Source organism: Roseobacter cerasinus (assembly GCF_009811755.1).
In the GTDB taxonomy this organism is placed as follows: Bacteria; Pseudomonadota; Alphaproteobacteria; order Rhodobacterales; family Rhodobacteraceae; genus Roseobacter; species Roseobacter cerasinus.
The window spans coordinates 385,316-401,957 of record NZ_BLIV01000003.1 but is presented as its reverse complement, the minus strand read 5'-3'; the positions used below and the strand labels follow the sequence as shown (position 1 = coordinate 401,957).

Genomic DNA, 16,642 nt, shown 5'->3' with positions numbered 1-16,642 from the left:
CGACCCGCGAGATGTCGCAAATGTGCTAGGTTCTGGCGCAAGCTTACATTGACGCCGCCCCCGAACTCATGCCTCATAGTTGGATCAAAAATTCGGAGCCGCACGCAATCGCGGTCCAAAAACCGGCGCAACCTATCCGCGCGGGCCTGACAACGGGGACCAATGGGACTATTCATACTCAGGCGCCTTGGCGTCATGCTGCTGACGGCCCTTTGCCTGACGTTCATCGTCTTCTGGCTGACGAATCTCTATCCCAATCTTGAGAAACTCGCCAAGACCCAGGGCAATTTCCGCATGTCGGATGAGGCGGTGGCAAGTTACCTCGACAAGAACGGTTATCTGGAACCCATGCCGGTAAAGTTCGGCCAGTGGCTGGGTGTGCTGCCCGGCTGGGTGAAGGAGGTCGACGGTGAGCTGCGGGGCAAATGCTTTGACACGCTCACACCCGAGGCGGAGCACGCAACCTTCTGCGGCGTGCTGCAGAACGATTGGGGGTTCTCCACCGTCTTCAAAAGCGACGTGAGCGCGATCGTAGCGGAGCGGTTGGGCCTGACGGGAAAGCTGATGTTCTTTGTCATGCTGGTGATGGTGCCCATGGCGCTGATTGTCGGCGTGCTGGCGGGAATGCGAGAAGGCTCGAAACTCGATCGCTCGCTCTCGACTTTCTCGATCGCCTCGACCGCCACGCCGGAATATGTCTCGGGCGTGATTTTCATTGCGGTCTTTGCCTCCTCAGCCGGCTGGAAGATTTTCAATGGGTCAGCCACCTCGGCCATGGAGGACGCCAATTTCGTCAACTTCACACTGCCTGTGGTGACTATCGCGCTCTATGGCATGGGCTATATCGCGCGAATGACGCGGGCCAGCATGACCGAAGTGATGACCGCACAATACATCCGCACCGCGCGCCTGAAGGGCGTTTCTTTTGGCAATATCGTCTTGAAACATGCGCTGCGGAATGCGCTGATCGCGCCCTTCACGGTGATTATGCTGCAGTTCCCCTGGCTGCTGAACGGTGTGGTGATTGTCGAGACTCTGTTCAACTACAAGGGGTTTGGGTGGGTGCTGGTGCAGGCTGCAGGGAATAACGACATCGAACTGCTGCTCGCGGTCTCGGTGGTGTCGGTCATCGTGGTGCTGGTCACGCAGCTGATTTCGGATATCGGCTACGTCTATCTCAACCCGCGTATTCGCATCTCGTAGGGAGCCCGATCATGGAACCATTGACATGGGGCGAGATTTTTCTGCGGGTGATGCAGCAGCTCATGCCGGTCTGGATTGCGCTGATCGTGGTCTTTGCGCCGTCGCTCGCCTTCAAGCGCAGGCTTGGGCTCTACGGCAAGCTTTTTGACAGCACCATCGGCATGATCGGCTTTGCGCTGGTCATGTTCTGGGTCTTTGCAGGCGTGCTGGGCGGCCCGCTGGATATGATTGTGACCCATGATCCGCTGAGCCAGATCTCCGGCATGAAGAACAAGCCACCCGGCACGGCGCTGCGCCGCCCGGATGAGGGGCAATACGCTTATTTCCTGCTGGGCGGCGACAATCTGGCGCGGGATGTGTTCAGCCGGGTGATCAAGGGCGCGTGGATTGTCGTTCAGATTGCCCCGCTGGCGACGCTCTTTGCCTTCATGGTGGGGATCACGTTGGGCCTGCCTGCGGGGTATTATGGTGGGCGGCTCGATACGGTGCTGTCGTTTCTGGCCAACCTCATCCTGGCCTTCCCCGTGATCCTCCTGTTCTATTTGCTGGTCACGCCGGAGATCGTGCTGACGGGCATCCCGAACTATATGGCGCTGTTTCTTTTCATATTCCCGCTGGTCTTTGCAACGATCCTGCTGAATTCGCGCTATCACACGCAGCCAAAGCTGCGCACGCCGCTGCTGGCTTGTGTGATCGGTGTATTGGGCTGGCTCTATCTGTCGCTGGTCTCGACCGGTGGCGCGGTGGTCGCCACGCCGGGCTACCGCATCCCGGGCCTGCCGGGCGCAATCGATCTTTTTGACATCGATCCGGGCATCCTGGTGGTCTTTGTCTCGGTGGTCTTTGTCAACTCGCCCACGGTCTTCCGGATCGTGCGGGGCCTTGCCATGGACATCAAGACACGGGACTATGTGTCTGCCGCGCAGACCCGGGGCGAAGGGCCGTGGTACATCATGCTGTGGGAAATCCTGCCGAATGCGCGTGGGCCGCTCATTGTCGATTTCTGTTTGCGCATCGGGTACACCACAATCCTTTTGGGCACGCTGGGGTTCTTTGGTCTGGGGCTGGCGTCGGAAAGCCCCGACTGGGGGACCACGATCAACTCCGGCAGGCAGCTGCTGCGCGCCTATGTGCATCCGGCGGTGGTGCCTGCGGTGGCCTTGATGACCATGGTGTTGGGGCTGAATTTGCTGGCGGATGGGCTGCGCGAGGAGAGCCTGCGCGACTGATGAACCGGACCGGGGGCTGTCTGCCCCCGGACCCCCGAGGATATTTTTGGCCAGAAGATGCCTTGGTGCGGTGCTGGCCCTCCTGATAGGAGACCCAAAGATGGCAAAGACCGACGACGATGGTCCCATTCTGGAGATCGACAAGCTGTCGATTTCCTTTTTCACGCGGCTGCGGGAGATCCCCGCGGTCATGGATTTTTCGGTGACTGTTCGCCCTGGGGAGGCCCTGGGTCTGGTGGGCGAGTCAGGTTGCGGCAAATCCACGGTGGCACTTGGGGTGATGCAGGATCTGGGGCAGAACGGGCGCATTGTCGGAGGCTCCATCAAGTTCAAGGGGCGTGATCTGGGGCAGATGAGCGCGGAAGAGCTGCGCGACATTCGCGGCTCCGAGATTGCGATGATCTATCAGGAGCCGATGGCATCGCTGAACCCGGCGATGAAGATCGGCAAGCAGTTGATGGAAGTGCCGATGATCCATCAGGGGATGTCGGAAAAGGACGCCTATGATCGGGCCTTGCAGGTGGTGACGGACGTGAAGCTGCCCGACCTGGTGCGCATGTTGAATTCCTTCCCGCATCAGCTGTCTGGCGGGCAGCAGCAGCGCATCGTGATCGCCATGGCGCTGATGTCGGAGCCCTCGCTGTTGATCCTCGATGAGCCGACCACGGCGCTGGATGTCACGGTGGAGGCGGCTGTGGTCGAGCTGGTCAAAGATCTGGGTAAGAAATACGGCACGTCGATGCTGTTTATCTCGCACAACCTCGGTCTGGTGCTGGAGACCTGTGACCGCATCTGCGTGATGTATTCCGGGGAAGCGGTGGAGCGCGGCTCCATCACGGACGTCTTTGACAAGATGCGGCATCCCTATACGCAGGCGCTCTTTCGGTCGATCCCGCTGCCAGGGGCGGACAAGACCGCGCGCCCTCTGGTGGCCATTCCGGGCAACTTCCCCCTGCCCCATGAGCGTCCGCCGGGGTGCAACTTCGGGCCTCGGTGCGATTACTTCGAAGCGGGCCGCTGCGATCAGGGGGCCATTGCGATGGCGCCGGTGGCAGCAAATGCGCGGCATGAGACGCGTTGTTTGCGATTCGAGGAGATCGACTGGACTGCCCCCCCACATGTGCGGGATGCAAAGACCAAACCTGCTGCGGGGGATGTGGTCCTGAAGATGGACAAGCTCAAGAAGTATTACGAGGTGGCCGCCAATGCGATCTTCGGGGGCGGTGACACCAAGGTCGTGAAGGCCAATGAGACCTTGAGTTTCGAGGCGCGGGAGAGCGAGACGCTGGCCATTGTGGGCGAATCCGGCTGCGGGAAGTCGACATTTGCCAAGGTTCTCATGGGGCTGGAGACTGCGACCGAAGGCGAGATCCTGCTGGGCAACACAGCCATTCAGGACACACCCATCGAGGACCGTGACACCAAGATGGTGTCAGATGTGCAGATGGTCTTTCAGAACCCCTTCGACACGCTCAATCCGTCAATGACCGTCGGTCGGCAGATCATCCGCGCGCTGGAGATCTTTGGCATCGGAGAGACGGACCGGGATCGCAGGGAGCGGATGCTGGAGCTGCTGGACCTGGTCAAGCTGCCGCGCGCCTTTGCCGATCGCATGCCGCGTCAGCTCTCGGGCGGGCAGAAGCAACGGGTCGGGATCGCGCGGGCCTTTGCGGGGGACGCCAAGATCGTGGTGGCAGATGAGCCTGTCTCGGCGCTGGATGTGTCGGTGCAGGCGGCGGTGACCGACCTGCTGATGGAGATCCAGCGCGAACATAAGACGACGCTGCTCTTTATCTCACACGATCTCAGCATCGTGCGGTATCTCAGCGACCGGGTGATGGTGATGTATCTGGGCCATGTGGTGGAGCTTGGCACCACCGATCAGGTCTTTGCACCGCCTTATCACCCCTATACGGAAGCGCTGCTCTCTGCCGTGCCGATTGCAGATACGTCTGTCAGCAAGAAGACCATCGTGCTGGAGGGCGATATCCCCTCTGCCATGAACCCACCGTCCGGCTGCCCGTTTCAAACGCGCTGTCGCTGGAAATCACAAGTGCCAGGCGGGCTGTGTGAGAAAGAGGTGCCGCCGGTGCGGACATTGCCGGGCAATCATCAGATCAAATGCCACCTCAGCGACGACAAACTGGCAGAGATGGACCCGGTGATCGAAGTGGGGGTTGCCGCCGAATAGCGGAAAAGGAATGCGGCGCAGGATGGGTGGGAAGACACCCTGCGCCGCCTGCACGTCGAGCCACGGGGCGGCGGCATCGCAGTGCATCATGAAGAAGCGGCGGGATGTCCCCACCGCTCCCCAATTTGTTATCCGTCGGCCTGAATGTCCTCAGCAGGCACAAGCTCGATCACGCGATCCGCAAAGGCGGTGATCATGGCGTCGTAGAAGTCCGCCTGGCTGGGTGGGATCGTCACAACCCCAGCCGGGGCGGCGGTGTTGTCGGTGTAGGCGGAGAGCTTGATAACCTCGCCGACGTCACGGCTCCCACCGTTATAGTTAACGTAACCTTCCAGCTCATTGAATTCAGCGGAATCCGGCAGGATTGTATCACCATCCAGGCTTACGCGCCGGATCTGGACTTTGATTTTTGGGCCGGTTGGGTCATCACTGACCGCGACACGCTCCAGGATCTCGCGTTCAAGGTCCTCGGCGATGGTCGGGTAATAATCCAGCGCATTGCTGCCCTGGGGTGCGGCAATGCCCGCCTGCACATCGATGTCACTGATCCCTTGCCCGGCAAAGGCGCTGGATGCGATCAGAGCGCTCAGGCTGACGGTCGCAGCGGCGGTCGTGGTTTTTACAAAACGGAACATTCAATCTACTCCTTTATTGTCTTGCGATGCAGGCGCCGCTCTCAGCAGCGCCGCGTCAGCAGCAAAACGGGTGGGTGTCTGGAATGGTTCCGACGGTTTCTCGCAAACCGTCGAATTCTCGCGGGTAAACCGCAAAGCGGCTTGCTTTTTAACGCCTGTCTTCAGAAGGTTACAGGGCTCAGCGAAAACACGCCAAAACGGTGCACCCCGTGTCGTCGCACGTGCGGGTCCCCTGCGCCGAGATGTCGGAGCACATCACTGCCCGCCGATCACCTCAACGTAATTGCGCGTCTCACGGAAAGGCGGCACACCCCCGTATTTCTTCACGGCCCCCGGCCCCGCGTTGTAGGCGGCCAGCGCGAGGCGCCAGTTTCCAAAGGTGCGATACTGCGCCTTGAGATAGCGTGCGCCCCCATCGAGGTTTTCGCGCGGGTTCAGCGGATCAACCCCAAGGCTGCGCGCCGTCGCGGGCATCAACTGCGCAAGCCCCAACGCGCCCTTGTGCGACTTGGCCCGTGGGTTCCAGTTCGATTCCTGCTGTACCAGCCGCAAGAACAGGTTCTCGGGGATCCCGTGGCGCCGGGCCGCATCGGTGGCCATCTGCACATATTCGCCACGGTAGCGGCCATCATACTGCGGGATGGCCCACTTGCTTGGCGTATGCACGGTGGGCGGCTGCAGCCGGACCGAGCTGTTGTACTGACCCGCCGCGCGGGTATCCAGGATCTTGGTTTGCGATGCAAAGAGTTTCGTACGGTTCTTGCTTGACACCGTTTGCGCCATGACCGGCACAGATGTCACCGCAACCGCCGCTGCAATCAGCGCGCTTGCCAGACCGCCGCCCCACACTGCCCTCGTATCCCTCATGGCCAGCGGAATACCCCGGATTGCGCTTTCATGCCAGCCTTTTGCGTCGCGTGGCGGTCAGTTCAACTCAAGGTATCAACTGGCGTGGTCAGTCCGGCTTTGGCGGTGTAGGTTCGATTGGAACATCGGGGTCGGGATTCGTCTGTGGCTGCCCCGCCCCGGGGACGGAAAGCAAATAAGGAGGGGAGCAGGATGGCCGGCTCTGTGAACAAGGTAATTCTCATCGGCAATCTGGGGCGCGACCCTGAGGTGCGCAGTTTTCAGAACGGCGGCAAGGTCTGCAATCTGCGCATCGCCACCTCCGAGACCTGGAAAGACCGCAATACCGGCGAGCGGCGCGAAAAGACCGAGTGGCACTCGGTTGCGATCTTCCAGGAAGGTCTGGTGCGCGTGGCCGAGCAATATCTGCGCAAGGGCTCCAAAGTCTATATCGAAGGTCAGTTGCAGACCCGCAAATGGCAGGATCAATCCGGTCAGGACCGCTATTCAACCGAAGTTGTATTGCAGGGGTATGGCGGCACGCTCACCATGCTCGACGGGCGCGACGGCGGTGGCAGCATGGGAGGCGGCGGTGGTGGCGGCTCCATGGGCTATGACGATCGTGGCGGTGACAGCTATGGAGGCGGCAGCGGTGGAGGATCGGGCAGCCCGGCCCCATCGCGCGATCTGGATGATGAAATCCCCTTCTAAAGACCTGACGACCAGGCTGCTGACCCGAAAGGGGCAATCAGGTTTGGAGGATGACGCCTGCACCAAGGTGATCATCGGCCCGCAGCATCCCCATGGCCCTGTGCGCAGGTAGGGCGGCCGGTTTAAAGCGTGGCACTTCTTTGCCTTGAAACGATCTTATGGCGTCCGGGGGGCAGGCATCCCCCGGCGCAGATGACCACATGCCGATTACCACCAGAAAATGCTGCGGAGCAACCCGTCGGCAGGCGGAAGACACAAGATCCAGACCTTGATGCAGCCGGGGTCAGCTAGACCTTCGCCGACACCCCATCACGGATCACACCGCGCACCATCTCGCCTGGCACATCGGAGGTGATGAACGCCTCACCAATCCCGCGCGCGAGGATAAAGCGCAACGTGCCCTGAACCACCTTCTTGTCCTGCGCCATCAACCCCATCAGCGCGTCTGCATCTGGCAACTCGCCAGGGATGTCGGCCAGATCGGTCTTCATTCCCATCGCCTTGAGATGCGCACGCACCCGGCTTGGGTCCTCCTGAGAACAGAGCCCCATGCGCGACGACAGCTCAAAGGCCATGGCGCAGCCGATGGCCACGCCCTCCCCATGCAACAGCCGGTCGGAATAGCCCGTCGCTGCTTCCAAAGCGTGTCCAAACGTGTGCCCGAGGTTCAGCAGCGCCCGGTCCCCTTGTTCGGTCTCGTCGCGGGTAACGATATCGGCCTTCATCTGGACCGAACGGCGGACGGCCTCAACGCGCGTCGCCACGTCGCCCGCAGCGAGCGCCGGGCCCTGCCCCTCCAGCCACTCGAAAAAACTCGCATCGCCCAGCAGCCCGTATTTCACCACCTCACCATAGCCTGCAAGGAAATCGCGCGGCACCAGCGTGCCCAGAACCTCCGTATCGGCCAGGACCAGCGAAGGCTGGTGAAACGCGCCAATCAGGTTTTTGCCCTGCGCTGCGTTGATCCCGGTCTTTCCCCCCACCGAGCTGTCGACCTGCGCCAGCAATGACGTGGGGATCTGCACAAAGCGCACGCCCCGCCGCAGGATTGCCGCGGCAAAGCCCGCCAGATCTCCGATCACCCCGCCGCCAAAGGCCACCACGATATCGCCGCGCTCGACCTGTCTGTCGAGCAGCCAGCCCACGCTTTGCTCCAGCGGTCCCCAGGACTTGGTCGCCTCGCCCGCAGACAGCGCCAGCGCCTCCGCCGCGATCCCCTCAGCGGCCAGCCCCGCCGTCAGCCCATCCAGATGCAACGCCGCCACCGTCTCATCCGTCAGAATGCTCACCTTGGGGCGGCTCAAAAGCGGCGCCATCTCGACGCCCGCGCGCGCGATCAGTCCCGGCCCGATCCGCACCTCATAGGCGCGCCCCGGCAAATCGACCGTGACGGTTTCACGCATCATCGCGCTCCAGAACGTCGGCCCGGGTGAGCAGCACATCCGCCACCCGTTGCGCCATCTTCTCGATGGCAACCGGCGGTGCGCAAGGCACGCGCAAGTCCGCCTTGGAGTATTCGGGCACACGGGCTGCATAGAGATCGGTCAGCGTCTTCTTCGGATCGGCGGTGCGCAACAGTGGCCGCGTATCGCGATGCCGCACGCGGGTCCACAGCAGTTCCAAATCCGCATCCAGCCAGACCGCAACCCCGCTGTGTGAGATATTGGCCTGGTTCACAGGTGAGAGAAACGCGCCGCCCCCCGTAGAGAGGATGCAAGGGCACCCCCCCAGCAGCCGCGAGATCACCTCCGTCTCGCGGGCGCGAAAAAACGGCTCCCCGTCACGCGCAAAGATCTCCGGCACGGTCATATTGGCCGCCGCCTCAATCTCCTGATCCGAATCGAGGAAAGGCACCCGCAACAGCTGTGCCAGCGCCCGGCCCACTGCCGTCTTGCCCGCGCCCATCATGCCCACCATCACAACGGTCTTTTTCAACATAAAACCCGCAGTGTGGTTCCCTTCGGTCACGGATTGCTGAAATTCGCTCATAATTCTCTGAATGACGTGATATTGCACAAAAGGCCATATATATATTTGATAAAAACAGGCAGGCAAACAAGGCAGTTCAACGATGTTTCGCATCCTCAAGCTTTTGGTCTTTCTTCTCGTGGTGGGAGGCGTGGGCCTTGTCGGCTACGCCTATGTGGGCCCGTTTTTCGGGGCGGATTTCAGCGCTCCGCAGGATGAGGTGCGTGTGCCCGTGACACTGGATGCTCAGTAAGGCGGTTCGATTGTCGGCCAAGCGAACCCGATCGCGTGTTTCGGCGCAACCGCCGTCATTTCGCGGCGGACAAAATCGACGTGCATCCGGGATAGTCTCAACCGCACTGGCCTGTCTCGGGGCGGTCGCGACCGCAGGCGCGCTGACGGCGCAGGAGCCGCCACTGTCGGTGATCGACTGGGTGCAACAAAACCCGGGCCAACCCGCCATGACCTCGGTGGCCCTGCCAAACGGGGAGCCGCCGGTGACCTCGTCCGGCGTGGCCCCTGTGGTGGATGTGCAACCGCTGGATCAGGAGGCCCCGCGCGTCATCGGCCTGGTGCCCAGCGATGTGACGGGCCTGCCGCAGGATCTTTGGAAGGCGAGCGCCCCTGAGGCCCTCAGCCACCAGCTGACCTCCCTGCCTGACTTTCGGCTGCCCGCCGCGCAGGCGCTGCTCTTCACCGCCCTGCTGACCGAGGCCGAAGCTCCGGGCCGCGATGCGTTGGAGAAAGACATCTTCACGCTGGCCCGCGTTGCCACGCTGCAGCGCTATGGTGCGCTCGACCCGGCGCTGGCCCTGATCGAACAGGCGGATGTGACCCGCGACAGGGCACATTTCTCCGCCTACATGGATCTTGCCCTGCTCACCGGGCAAGAGTGGGCCGCATGCAACATCCTCGCCGCACAGCCACATCTGTCGCCACGCCTGTCTGCGCGCATCTTCTGCGCCGCCCGCAAGGGGGATTGGGCCTTCGCTGCCCTGCTTTTTGACACCGGCCGCGCGATCGGGGGATTGAACGAGGCGGAAGCGGACCTGCTCGACCGGTTCCTGCATCCCGAGGCCTTTGAAGGCGCACGACCTTTGCGGCCTGCGCGTACCATCACGCCGCTTCTTTTCCGATTGCATGAAGCCATTGGTGAGCCGCTGCCGACGCAGCGCTTGCCCCGCGCCTATGCCGTGGCCGATCTGCGGGACCTGGCGGGCTGGAAAGCGCAGCTGGAGGCTGCTGAGAGATTGGCGCAAACCGGTGCCTTGCCTGACAACCGCTTGCTTGGCCTTTACTCCGACCGGCGGCCCGCCGCCTCCGGCGGGGTCTGGGACCGCGTGCGCGCGGTCCAGCAGTTTGACACGGCGTTGGAGACCGGCTCACCAGATGCGGTGACCAAGACCCTGCCTGCCGCCTGGGCCGCGATGCAGGACGCAGGGTTGGAGACCACCTTCGCCAGCCTCTTCGCCACACGTCTGGGGCGCATCCCGTTGACAGGAAAGATGGCGGAGCTTGCAGAAACGCTTGCGCTGTTGTCCCCTGACTACGCGCAGGCCGCCGCGCGCGTAACCCGCGCCTTGCCCAAGGCGATTGCGGCGGGGGACCCCCGCACACTGCCTGCGGATGATCCGGTTGCCGCCGCCATTCGCGATGCCTTCGCGAAGGGGACCGCGCGCGCAGATCTGGTGACCCGCGCCAAAGCCGGCCACTTGGGGGAGGTTATTCTGACCACGCTGGTCCTGCTGGAGGATGGGGTCGATGGCAACCCCCGCGCGCTCACAGAGGCCTTGGCCACGCTGCGCGCCCTGGGCTTTGACGACACCATGCGCCGCGCCAGCCTGCAAGTTCTGCTGCTGGAGCGGTTCAGATGAGTGCGAGCGCTCACTTGATCTCTGCCTTTCTGGACGCGCAGGCCGCTGAGCTCGGTGCCGCGCGCAACACGCTGCTGGCTTATGGCCGAGACCTGCAAGACTTTGAGGGTTGGCTGGCGCGGCGCAACACCGATTTTCAGGCCGCGCAGAAAGCAGATGTGGAGGCCTACCTGATCGCCTGCGATGCTGATGGCCTGTCACGCGCCACGCGCGCGCGGCGCCTCTCCGCCATCAAACAGCTCTACCGTTTTGCCTTTGAAGAAGGCTGGCGTGCCGAAAACCCGGCCATCCAGATCTCCGGCCCCGGCCGCGACAAACGTCTGCCCAAAACACTGAGCGAGGACGAGGTGGACAGGTTGTTGGAGGCCGCACGCGCCTCGGGCCGATCTGAGCGGGACCGGCTGCGCAACACCTGCCTGATGGAGCTGCTTTATGCCACGGGGATGCGTGTCTCCGAACTGGTCAGCCTGCCTGTCGCTGCGGCGCGCGGCGACCCGCGCATGCTGCTCATCCGCGGCAAGGGCGGCAAGGAACGCATGGTGCCTCTGTCCCCCCCCGCACGGGAGGCGCTGGCCGCTTGGCTGAAGGTCCGCGATGCGCTCGAAGACGCACGGCGCGGGGCACGCAAGCCGCCCTCCAAATATCTCTTCATGTCGCATAGCGCGGCAGGGCATCTCACGCGCCACCGCTTTTACCTGCTGATCAAGGAGCTTGCGGTGAGTGCCGGTGTGTCGCCATCCAAAGTGACCCCACACACCCTGCGCCATGCCTTCGCCACGCATCTTTTGGCCAACGGCGCCGATCTGCGCGCGATCCAGACGCTGCTGGGCCATGCGGATGTGGCCACCACCGAGATCTACACCCATGTGCTCGAAGCGCGCCTGTCAGATCTGGTGCTGACCCATCATCCGCTGGCCAAAGATGGGGAGCGCAAATCCTCCGGCAAGATCTCCTCCGACGGCCAGTAGCCGGTCAGCAACCCTGTGTGATAGCCTTGCGTCAGCCCGGCCCGCTGCATCTCCGCCGCTGCGGCCTCCGCGTCATAGCGCAGCCGGTGAATGCGCATCTCACCGCCATCCAGCAGCCCGAACCGCGTCTGCTGCCGCCCGTCGTGAGGCGGCAGGCCGATCACGCCGGGGTTCAGCCATAGCCCGCGCGCCGTTTCGCGGATGAAGGCCAACCCGCAATGCCCCGCGACGACATGATCCACCGGGCCGATCTGATCCTCGATGGCGTCCCACTCCTCCGTGAACACCGCCGCATCGTCATTCGGCCAGACAAACCGCGCCACATCCGTCACCCCGCCATGGATCACCGCATAGCGCGCGCCCTGATGTCGAAAGCTCACGATATCCGGACAGGCGCGCATCCAGGCCCGCGCCGCCTCGTTCACATGCGCCCGTGCATACGGATACCAGCCAAGGCTCAGCATGTCGCAGGTACTGCCCTCCTCGAAGCCGCAGCCACACTCCAAAGCCCCCGCCCCGATCTGCTTTTCGCAATTGCCCGCCACCACCGCCGCCCCGCTCTGGCGGATCAGTTCCACACAGATCTGCGGCGCGGCCCCATAGGCGACAATATCACCGGTGCAGATCATCTGCCCGCCAGTGATGCCCCGGGCCAGCGCCTCCCCCAACAGCGCCCGCGTTGCCTGCGCATTGGAATACGGCCCACCAAAGAGCAACACCGGCCCGTTGATCACGCCAAGATCACGCAGCATGTTCCTCTCCCGACTTGAATGAGGCAGGTCTCATGCCCATAACCATTGCAATCTCATCATAGGACAGCATTCCAAATGGAAACGGCGACTGCAACGCTTGATGGCGCGTTTTGGCTTACAGCGGGCGTAATCATCTTCCTTCTTGTTCTCTCCGGGTTTTTCTCGGGCTCCGAAACCGCGCTGACCGCCGCCTCGCGCGGCAAGCTGCGCGCGCAGGCCGACAAGGGCTCCAAAGGGGCGCAGCGCGCGCTGCGGATCACCGAGGACAACGAACGCCTGATCGGCTCGGTGCTCCTTGGCAACAACCTGGTGAACATCCTCGCGGCCTCGCTGGCCACGGTGATTTTCACCCGCGCCTTTGGCGAAAGCGGCGTGGCGCTCGCCACCCTTGTGATGACGCTGCTGGTGCTGATCTTTGCCGAGGTGCTGCCCAAGACCTATGCCATCACCAATTCCGAGACCGCCGCCTCGATGGTCTCCGGGCCGATCTCGATTGTGGTCAAGATCTTCTCGCCCATCGTTGCCATCGTTCGTCTGTTGGTGCGTGGGGTGCTGCGCGTCTTTGGCGTGACGATCGACCCCGACAGTAACATCCTCGCCGTGCGCGAAGAGATCGCGGGCGCGCTGCATCTGGGTCACTCCGAAGGCGTGGTGGAAAAGGAGGACCGGGACCGTATTCTCGGCGCGCTGGATCTGGGTGACCGGGTGGTGGAAGAGATCATGCTGCACCGCTCCGGCATTGAGATGATCAACGCCGAAGATGCCCCGCAGGACATCCTTGAGCAGTGCCTCACCTCCAGCCACACGCGGCTGCCCCTCTACTTGGATGATCAGGAGAACATCATCGGCGTGATCCACGCCAAGGACCTCTTGCGCGCCATGTACAAGATCATCGGCGGCCCGGACGGCGATGCCAGCAAGCTGCGCGATTTCAAGATCACGGATGTGGCGATGGAGCCCTATTTTGTGCCCGAAACCTCGACCCTCGACGAGCAGATGCGCCAGTTCCTGCGGCGGCACACGCATTTTGCGCTGGTGGTCGATGAATACGGCTCGCTGCAGGGGCTGATCACACTGGAAGACATCCTCGAAGAGATTGTGGGTGAGATCACCGATGAATTCGACCCCGGCGACGATCAGGCCGTGACACCCGGCCCCGACGGGCACTTCGAGGTGGAGGGCGCCATGACCATCCGCGACCTCAACCGCGCGACGGACTGGAACCTTCCGGACGAGGAAGCCAACACGGTGGCCGGTCTGGTGATCCACGAGGCGCAGATGATCCCGACCGTCGGCCAGGTGTTTTCGTTCCACGGGTTTCGCTTTGAGGTCATGGCCCGCGATGGCAACCGTGTCACCGGGCTGAAAATCCGGCCTTTGGCGGATCGTGTCTGAGTGGCGTTGGGCTTGACACTCGCGCCTTAAAACCCGCGCTTGAGCGGCGTGGCTACACATCGGGATGCAGATGAGGCAACCAGCGCCCGCACTGCCGTAGCGTGGTGCATGCCACACGCATGCCATCTCGATCCCTGGTGATGACGCGACACTAACACAATGCCAGTTTGCTGCTTCCGTCGTGGTCAATCGCGCCCCGTTTTCCCTGCTGCGAACGCCCTCGATAGGGGAATCTCTTGTACTTAGAGAGGTGCAGCCCACTCCGGTAACGTCGCCAAACCTGAAGCAGTCGTCGCACACGTCCGAGACTGTCCTCAATAGGGAAAAAGAAGAGGCAACTCATTGATCCAAAACAAAAATAGATCTTCGAATAGAAAGCAATATTCCATCCGAATTGCTTTGTTTCAATGTGCGCGCGAACAATGATTGCGCAAATTTGCTTTGGGGGACAGGTATGTCATTTCGGAAGTCAATCGAGGCCGCTGCGTTGGCTTTCTTTGTCACACCGGTGAAACATGCAGCCATCATCGATATCACGATCTCGGGTATGACCAACCCTTTCGCGGGTGGCAAGCGGACCTTCGACTTGTCTACAAATGGGACATTTCAAAACATAGTGGTTACAGATGGATGCTTGGAAGCGTCAGGGTCCGGCACCGGCATCTGCTCTCCCAACAATACGTCAGCTACTCTGTTTTTCGATTCTTTTGGCATCATTCAGTTTTCTCCAGCCGCCGTATCCGGGGTCGCCACGGACGATATCACCAGATCCTTGTCTTGGGAGGTCAGCACCCGGGCACCCGAACCTGTTCCCCTTCCAGCAGGTCTACCTCTCGTGCTGACAGGCTTGGCCGGGCTTGCGGGTCTGCGGATGCGAGCAGAGCAAAACCGCTCGACTTAGGCCGTATCGCCCAAATCGAGGCCTTTGGCGCGCAAATAGGCGATCTTCGTGGGCACATCAAAGCAGTCAGAAGCAGCTTGCGATCGTCCCTGAGCCCAGGACTCCATGAACTCTTCTGTGGGCATGAGAAAGGCCAGTCCAAAGGCATTTGCCTCTTCCAGCGCTTCAGGCGTGTCTGGTTCATACAGCGCTTGCACGCCGCAGCCCGGGTTGGCTTTGCGCGTGTCATCCACATGCGTGGCCCAATGCCCAAGAGCTGTGGCGATTATGACGCGGTCATCGCGCTTGCGCCCGGTGCGTGGCAGCCAGATGATCGGTTGATCGTCTAGTGGGACGTCGAGCATGATTTCATTTGGTCGGCGAGAGTACTCGATATCGACGCCAGCGGCCTTGCAAACCGCGTCCAAAGATTTTCCGCTTCGGTAGCCCCACTCATGAGCGCATTTGTCCGCCAGAACTTCGATTTCAAGGCGCGTTTGGCGTGATGCATCAGGCTGGACATAGGGATAGGGCAAGTGCCTGGCAGGCATATTGAGAACCTCGTAGTCAATTTCTGCCATTGCTGGTAAGCTGGAAAGGTTATCATTCTGCGAATTCTCAACAGTTCGGCACAGCAGAGGATGCGCCCTCCCCCGATCTTGCGCCTAGACCGGCTCACCGCTCTCCGCACTGCGTGCCTCAAGTACTTCATCGATCAGCCCCCACTCCAATGCCTCTTCCGGTGTCATGAAGTTGTCGCGATCCATGCCCGCCTCAAAGGCCTTCGCGTCTTTCTTGCAATGCTTGGCGTAGAGCTGGATCATCCGCTCCTTGGTTTTGCGGGTCTCTTCGGCGTGGATCAGGATATCTGTGGCTTTGCCCTGATAGCCGCCCGCCGGCTGGTGGATCATCACATTTGCATTGGGCAGCGCCGCGCGGTGCCCCGCCGCTCCCGCCATCAGAAGGAACGACCCCATCGACCAGGCCGTGCCCATGCAGAGCGTATGCACCGGCGCGCGGATGTATTGCATCGTGTCATACATCGCCAGGCCACTGGTCACCACGCCGCCCGGTGAGTTGATATACATGTGGATCGGTTTGCTGGGATTGTCCGCCTCCAGAAACAGCAGCTGCGCACAGACCAGAGCGGAGATCTGATCGTTCACCTCCCCGTTCATGAAGATGATCCGCTCGCGCAGCAGGCGGGAGTAGATATCAAATGACCGCTCTCCACGGCTCGATTGTTCGACAACCATAGGGACGAGTTGCATCGTATCGCGCATCGGCGAAGCTCCTTCACGTTGAATTTTAGGTCGAAAACAGGGGTCAGGCGGCCATCATCAGGCCCGGCCCGTTTATGTTGGCCGCCACGGTCGACGGCTGTGTCACCCGGTGGATCACGCGCAACCGGGTGCCTCCTTGATCATTGGGTGTGATCTCAAAGCTCACCCGGCTGCCCGGCAGTGGCGCATCCTCTTTCATGTCATAGCTGATGCGCCCACCGGTCTCCGCTGGCGCTGGATCGGCCAGATCCTCGGTTGGCAACCACTGTTCGCGAAACTCAGGAATGCTGACCGCCCGCCGGACCTTCTCAGGAGGCGCGTCGAGATCATAGTCCTGCACAAGCTCGGTCTCATCACTCATTGATCCATCTCCTTCAAAAGATCGCGCAGCGCGTCGATCCGCGCGGGCCAATAGGCGCGGTATTTGCCGAGCCAGAGCGCGATTTCGGCAAGCCCGTCGGGGTTCACCTCATAGTTCACATAGCGCCCTTGGCGTTCTTCCCGCACCAGCCCCGCGCCGCGCAGCACTGACAGATGCTGTGACATCGCAGGCTGGCTGATCGCGATCCCCTCGCGCAGCGCACTGGCGTTCATCGCCCCCGCCGACAGCTTGTCGAAGATGCGCCGCCGCGTGGGGTCAGCCAGCGCCTTGAAGATATCATCCTGTTCCATGGAATCACATAAGCATATACTTATATGAAAAGCAA

17 protein-coding genes are annotated in these 16,642 nt (G+C 61.7%); 8 read left to right on the top strand and 9 right to left on the bottom strand.

Annotated elements, in window-relative coordinates; translation table 11 throughout:
* The first annotated feature begins 162 nt into the window (after nucleotides 1-162).
* The 3 genes from So717_RS09440 (at nucleotide 163) to So717_RS09430 (ending at nucleotide 4,623) form a co-directional block, all read left to right on the top strand.
* Entirely contained in the window at nucleotides 163-1,203 is a 1,041-nt protein-coding gene (locus tag So717_RS09440) for an ABC transporter permease (protein ID WP_159976517.1), read from the top strand.
* Nucleotides 1,204-1,214: 11 nt separating this feature from the next.
* A complete protein-coding gene (locus So717_RS09435) occupies nucleotides 1,215-2,432 on the top strand; it encodes an ABC transporter permease (protein WP_159976514.1) in 1,218 nt (405 codons plus the stop codon).
* A 100-nt stretch (nucleotides 2,433-2,532) separates the two neighbouring features.
* On the top strand, nucleotides 2,533-4,623 hold the full coding sequence (locus So717_RS09430; RefSeq protein ID WP_159976511.1) for a dipeptide ABC transporter ATP-binding protein: 2,091 nt from the start codon (nucleotides 2,533-2,535) through the stop codon (nucleotides 4,621-4,623).
* 128 nt (nucleotides 4,624-4,751) lie between these two features.
* Here So717_RS09430 and So717_RS09425 read toward each other — a convergent pair whose 3' ends face one another.
* Nucleotides 4,752-5,258, bottom strand: coding sequence for a hypothetical protein (locus So717_RS09425; protein WP_159976508.1), 507 nt, complete (start codon nucleotides 5,256-5,258; stop codon nucleotides 4,752-4,754).
* Nucleotides 5,259-5,513: 255 nt separating this feature from the next.
* Nucleotides 5,514-6,125, bottom strand: a complete 612-nt coding sequence (locus tag So717_RS09420) for a lytic transglycosylase domain-containing protein (protein WP_159976505.1) — start codon at nucleotides 6,123-6,125, stop codon at nucleotides 5,514-5,516.
* Between the two features lie 192 nt (nucleotides 6,126-6,317).
* Between So717_RS09420 and ssb the strand changes: the two genes are divergently transcribed.
* Nucleotides 6,318-6,815, top strand: a complete 498-nt coding sequence (gene ssb, locus So717_RS09415) for a single-stranded DNA-binding protein (RefSeq protein WP_159976502.1) — start codon at nucleotides 6,318-6,320, stop codon at nucleotides 6,813-6,815.
* 287 nt (nucleotides 6,816-7,102) lie between these two features.
* Here ssb and aroB read toward each other — a convergent pair whose 3' ends face one another.
* The gene (aroB, locus tag So717_RS09410; protein WP_159976499.1) at nucleotides 7,103-8,218 is read right to left on the bottom strand and encodes a 3-dehydroquinate synthase; all 1,116 of its coding nucleotides are present in this window, start codon (nucleotides 8,216-8,218) and stop codon (nucleotides 7,103-7,105) included.
* The gene (locus tag So717_RS09405) at nucleotides 8,211-8,804 is read right to left on the bottom strand and encodes a shikimate kinase (RefSeq protein WP_159976496.1); all 594 of its coding nucleotides are present in this window, start codon (nucleotides 8,802-8,804) and stop codon (nucleotides 8,211-8,213) included. The genes aroB and So717_RS09405 overlap by 8 nt, the downstream gene beginning before the upstream one ends.
* Before the next feature lie 82 nt (nucleotides 8,805-8,886).
* On the opposite strand from So717_RS09405, the gene So717_RS22050 reads away from it, so the two are divergent.
* The 3 genes from So717_RS22050 (at nucleotide 8,887) to So717_RS09395 (ending at nucleotide 11,625) form a co-directional block, all read left to right on the top strand.
* A complete protein-coding gene (locus So717_RS22050; protein ID WP_174239023.1) occupies nucleotides 8,887-9,036 on the top strand; it encodes a hypothetical protein in 150 nt (49 codons plus the stop codon).
* A 169-nt stretch (nucleotides 9,037-9,205) separates the two neighbouring features.
* Nucleotides 9,206-10,657, top strand: coding sequence for a hypothetical protein (locus tag So717_RS09400; protein WP_238840774.1), 1,452 nt, complete (start codon nucleotides 9,206-9,208; stop codon nucleotides 10,655-10,657).
* Complete coding sequence (locus So717_RS09395; protein ID WP_159976493.1) at nucleotides 10,654-11,625, top strand: site-specific tyrosine recombinase XerD; 972 nt, start codon at nucleotides 10,654-10,656, stop codon at nucleotides 11,623-11,625. The genes So717_RS09400 and So717_RS09395 overlap by 4 nt, the downstream gene beginning before the upstream one ends.
* Here the strand turns inward: So717_RS09395 and So717_RS09390 are convergent.
* Complete coding sequence (locus tag So717_RS09390) at nucleotides 11,562-12,377, bottom strand: metallophosphoesterase family protein (RefSeq protein ID WP_159976490.1); 816 nt, start codon at nucleotides 12,375-12,377, stop codon at nucleotides 11,562-11,564. The two genes, So717_RS09395 and So717_RS09390, sit on opposite strands and share 64 nt — an antisense overlap.
* A 75-nt stretch (nucleotides 12,378-12,452) precedes the next feature.
* Here So717_RS09390 and So717_RS09385 point away from each other — a divergent pair, with 75 nt between their 5' ends.
* The gene (locus tag So717_RS09385) at nucleotides 12,453-13,772 is read left to right on the top strand and encodes an HlyC/CorC family transporter (protein WP_159976487.1); all 1,320 of its coding nucleotides are present in this window, start codon (nucleotides 12,453-12,455) and stop codon (nucleotides 13,770-13,772) included.
* An 897-nt stretch (nucleotides 13,773-14,669) separates the two neighbouring features.
* On the opposite strand, the gene So717_RS22265 is transcribed toward So717_RS09385, so the two are convergent.
* The 4 genes from So717_RS22265 to So717_RS09365 form a co-directional block, all read right to left on the bottom strand.
* Entirely contained in the window at nucleotides 14,670-15,203 is a 534-nt protein-coding gene (locus So717_RS22265) for an ImmA/IrrE family metallo-endopeptidase (protein ID WP_275113668.1), read from the bottom strand.
* 114 nt (nucleotides 15,204-15,317) lie between these two features.
* On the bottom strand, nucleotides 15,318-15,935 hold the full coding sequence (locus So717_RS09375; RefSeq protein WP_159976481.1) for an ATP-dependent Clp protease proteolytic subunit: 618 nt from the start codon (nucleotides 15,933-15,935) through the stop codon (nucleotides 15,318-15,320).
* Nucleotides 15,936-15,978: 43 nt separating this feature from the next.
* Complete coding sequence (locus tag So717_RS09370) at nucleotides 15,979-16,296, bottom strand: SRPBCC family protein (RefSeq protein ID WP_159976478.1); 318 nt, start codon at nucleotides 16,294-16,296, stop codon at nucleotides 15,979-15,981.
* Nucleotides 16,293-16,607 carry an ArsR/SmtB family transcription factor gene (locus tag So717_RS09365; protein ID WP_202981904.1) on the bottom strand — a complete coding sequence of 105 codons (315 nt, stop codon included), beginning with the start codon at nucleotides 16,605-16,607 and terminating at the stop codon, nucleotides 16,293-16,295. Before So717_RS09365 ends, So717_RS09370 begins: the two co-directional genes overlap by 4 nt.
* Nucleotides 16,608-16,642 lie beyond the last annotated feature (35 nt).

Coding starts and splice junctions, on each gene's coding strand:
- So717_RS09385 (WP_159976487.1), top strand. CDS start 12,453: ATGGAAACGGCGACTGCAACGCTTGATGGCGCGTTTTGGCTTACAGCG.
- So717_RS09430 (WP_159976511.1), top strand. CDS start 2,533: ATGGCAAAGACCGACGACGATGGTCCCATTCTGGAGATCGACAAGCTG.
- So717_RS09395 (WP_159976493.1), top strand. CDS start 10,654: ATGAGTGCGAGCGCTCACTTGATCTCTGCCTTTCTGGACGCGCAGGCC.
- So717_RS09435 (WP_159976514.1), top strand. CDS start 1,215: ATGGAACCATTGACATGGGGCGAGATTTTTCTGCGGGTGATGCAGCAG.
- ssb (WP_159976502.1), top strand. CDS start 6,318: ATGGCCGGCTCTGTGAACAAGGTAATTCTCATCGGCAATCTGGGGCGC.
- So717_RS09425 (WP_159976508.1), bottom strand. CDS start 5,258: ATGTTCCGTTTTGTAAAAACCACGACCGCCGCTGCGACCGTCAGCCTG.
- So717_RS09390 (WP_159976490.1), bottom strand. CDS start 12,377: ATGCTGCGTGATCTTGGCGTGATCAACGGGCCGGTGTTGCTCTTTGGT.
- So717_RS09440 (WP_159976517.1), top strand. CDS start 163: ATGGGACTATTCATACTCAGGCGCCTTGGCGTCATGCTGCTGACGGCC.
- So717_RS09365 (WP_202981904.1), bottom strand. CDS start 16,607: ATGGAACAGGATGATATCTTCAAGGCGCTGGCTGACCCCACGCGGCGG.
- So717_RS09375 (WP_159976481.1), bottom strand. CDS start 15,935: ATGCGCGATACGATGCAACTCGTCCCTATGGTTGTCGAACAATCGAGC.
- So717_RS09405 (WP_159976496.1), bottom strand. CDS start 8,804: ATGAGCGAATTTCAGCAATCCGTGACCGAAGGGAACCACACTGCGGGT.
- aroB (WP_159976499.1), bottom strand. CDS start 8,218: ATGCGTGAAACCGTCACGGTCGATTTGCCGGGGCGCGCCTATGAGGTG.
- So717_RS22050 (WP_174239023.1), top strand. CDS start 8,887: ATGTTTCGCATCCTCAAGCTTTTGGTCTTTCTTCTCGTGGTGGGAGGC.
- So717_RS09420 (WP_159976505.1), bottom strand. CDS start 6,125: ATGAGGGATACGAGGGCAGTGTGGGGCGGCGGTCTGGCAAGCGCGCTG.
- So717_RS22265 (WP_275113668.1), bottom strand. CDS start 15,203: ATGCCTGCCAGGCACTTGCCCTATCCCTATGTCCAGCCTGATGCATCA.
- So717_RS09370 (WP_159976478.1), bottom strand. CDS start 16,296: ATGAGTGATGAGACCGAGCTTGTGCAGGACTATGATCTCGACGCGCCT.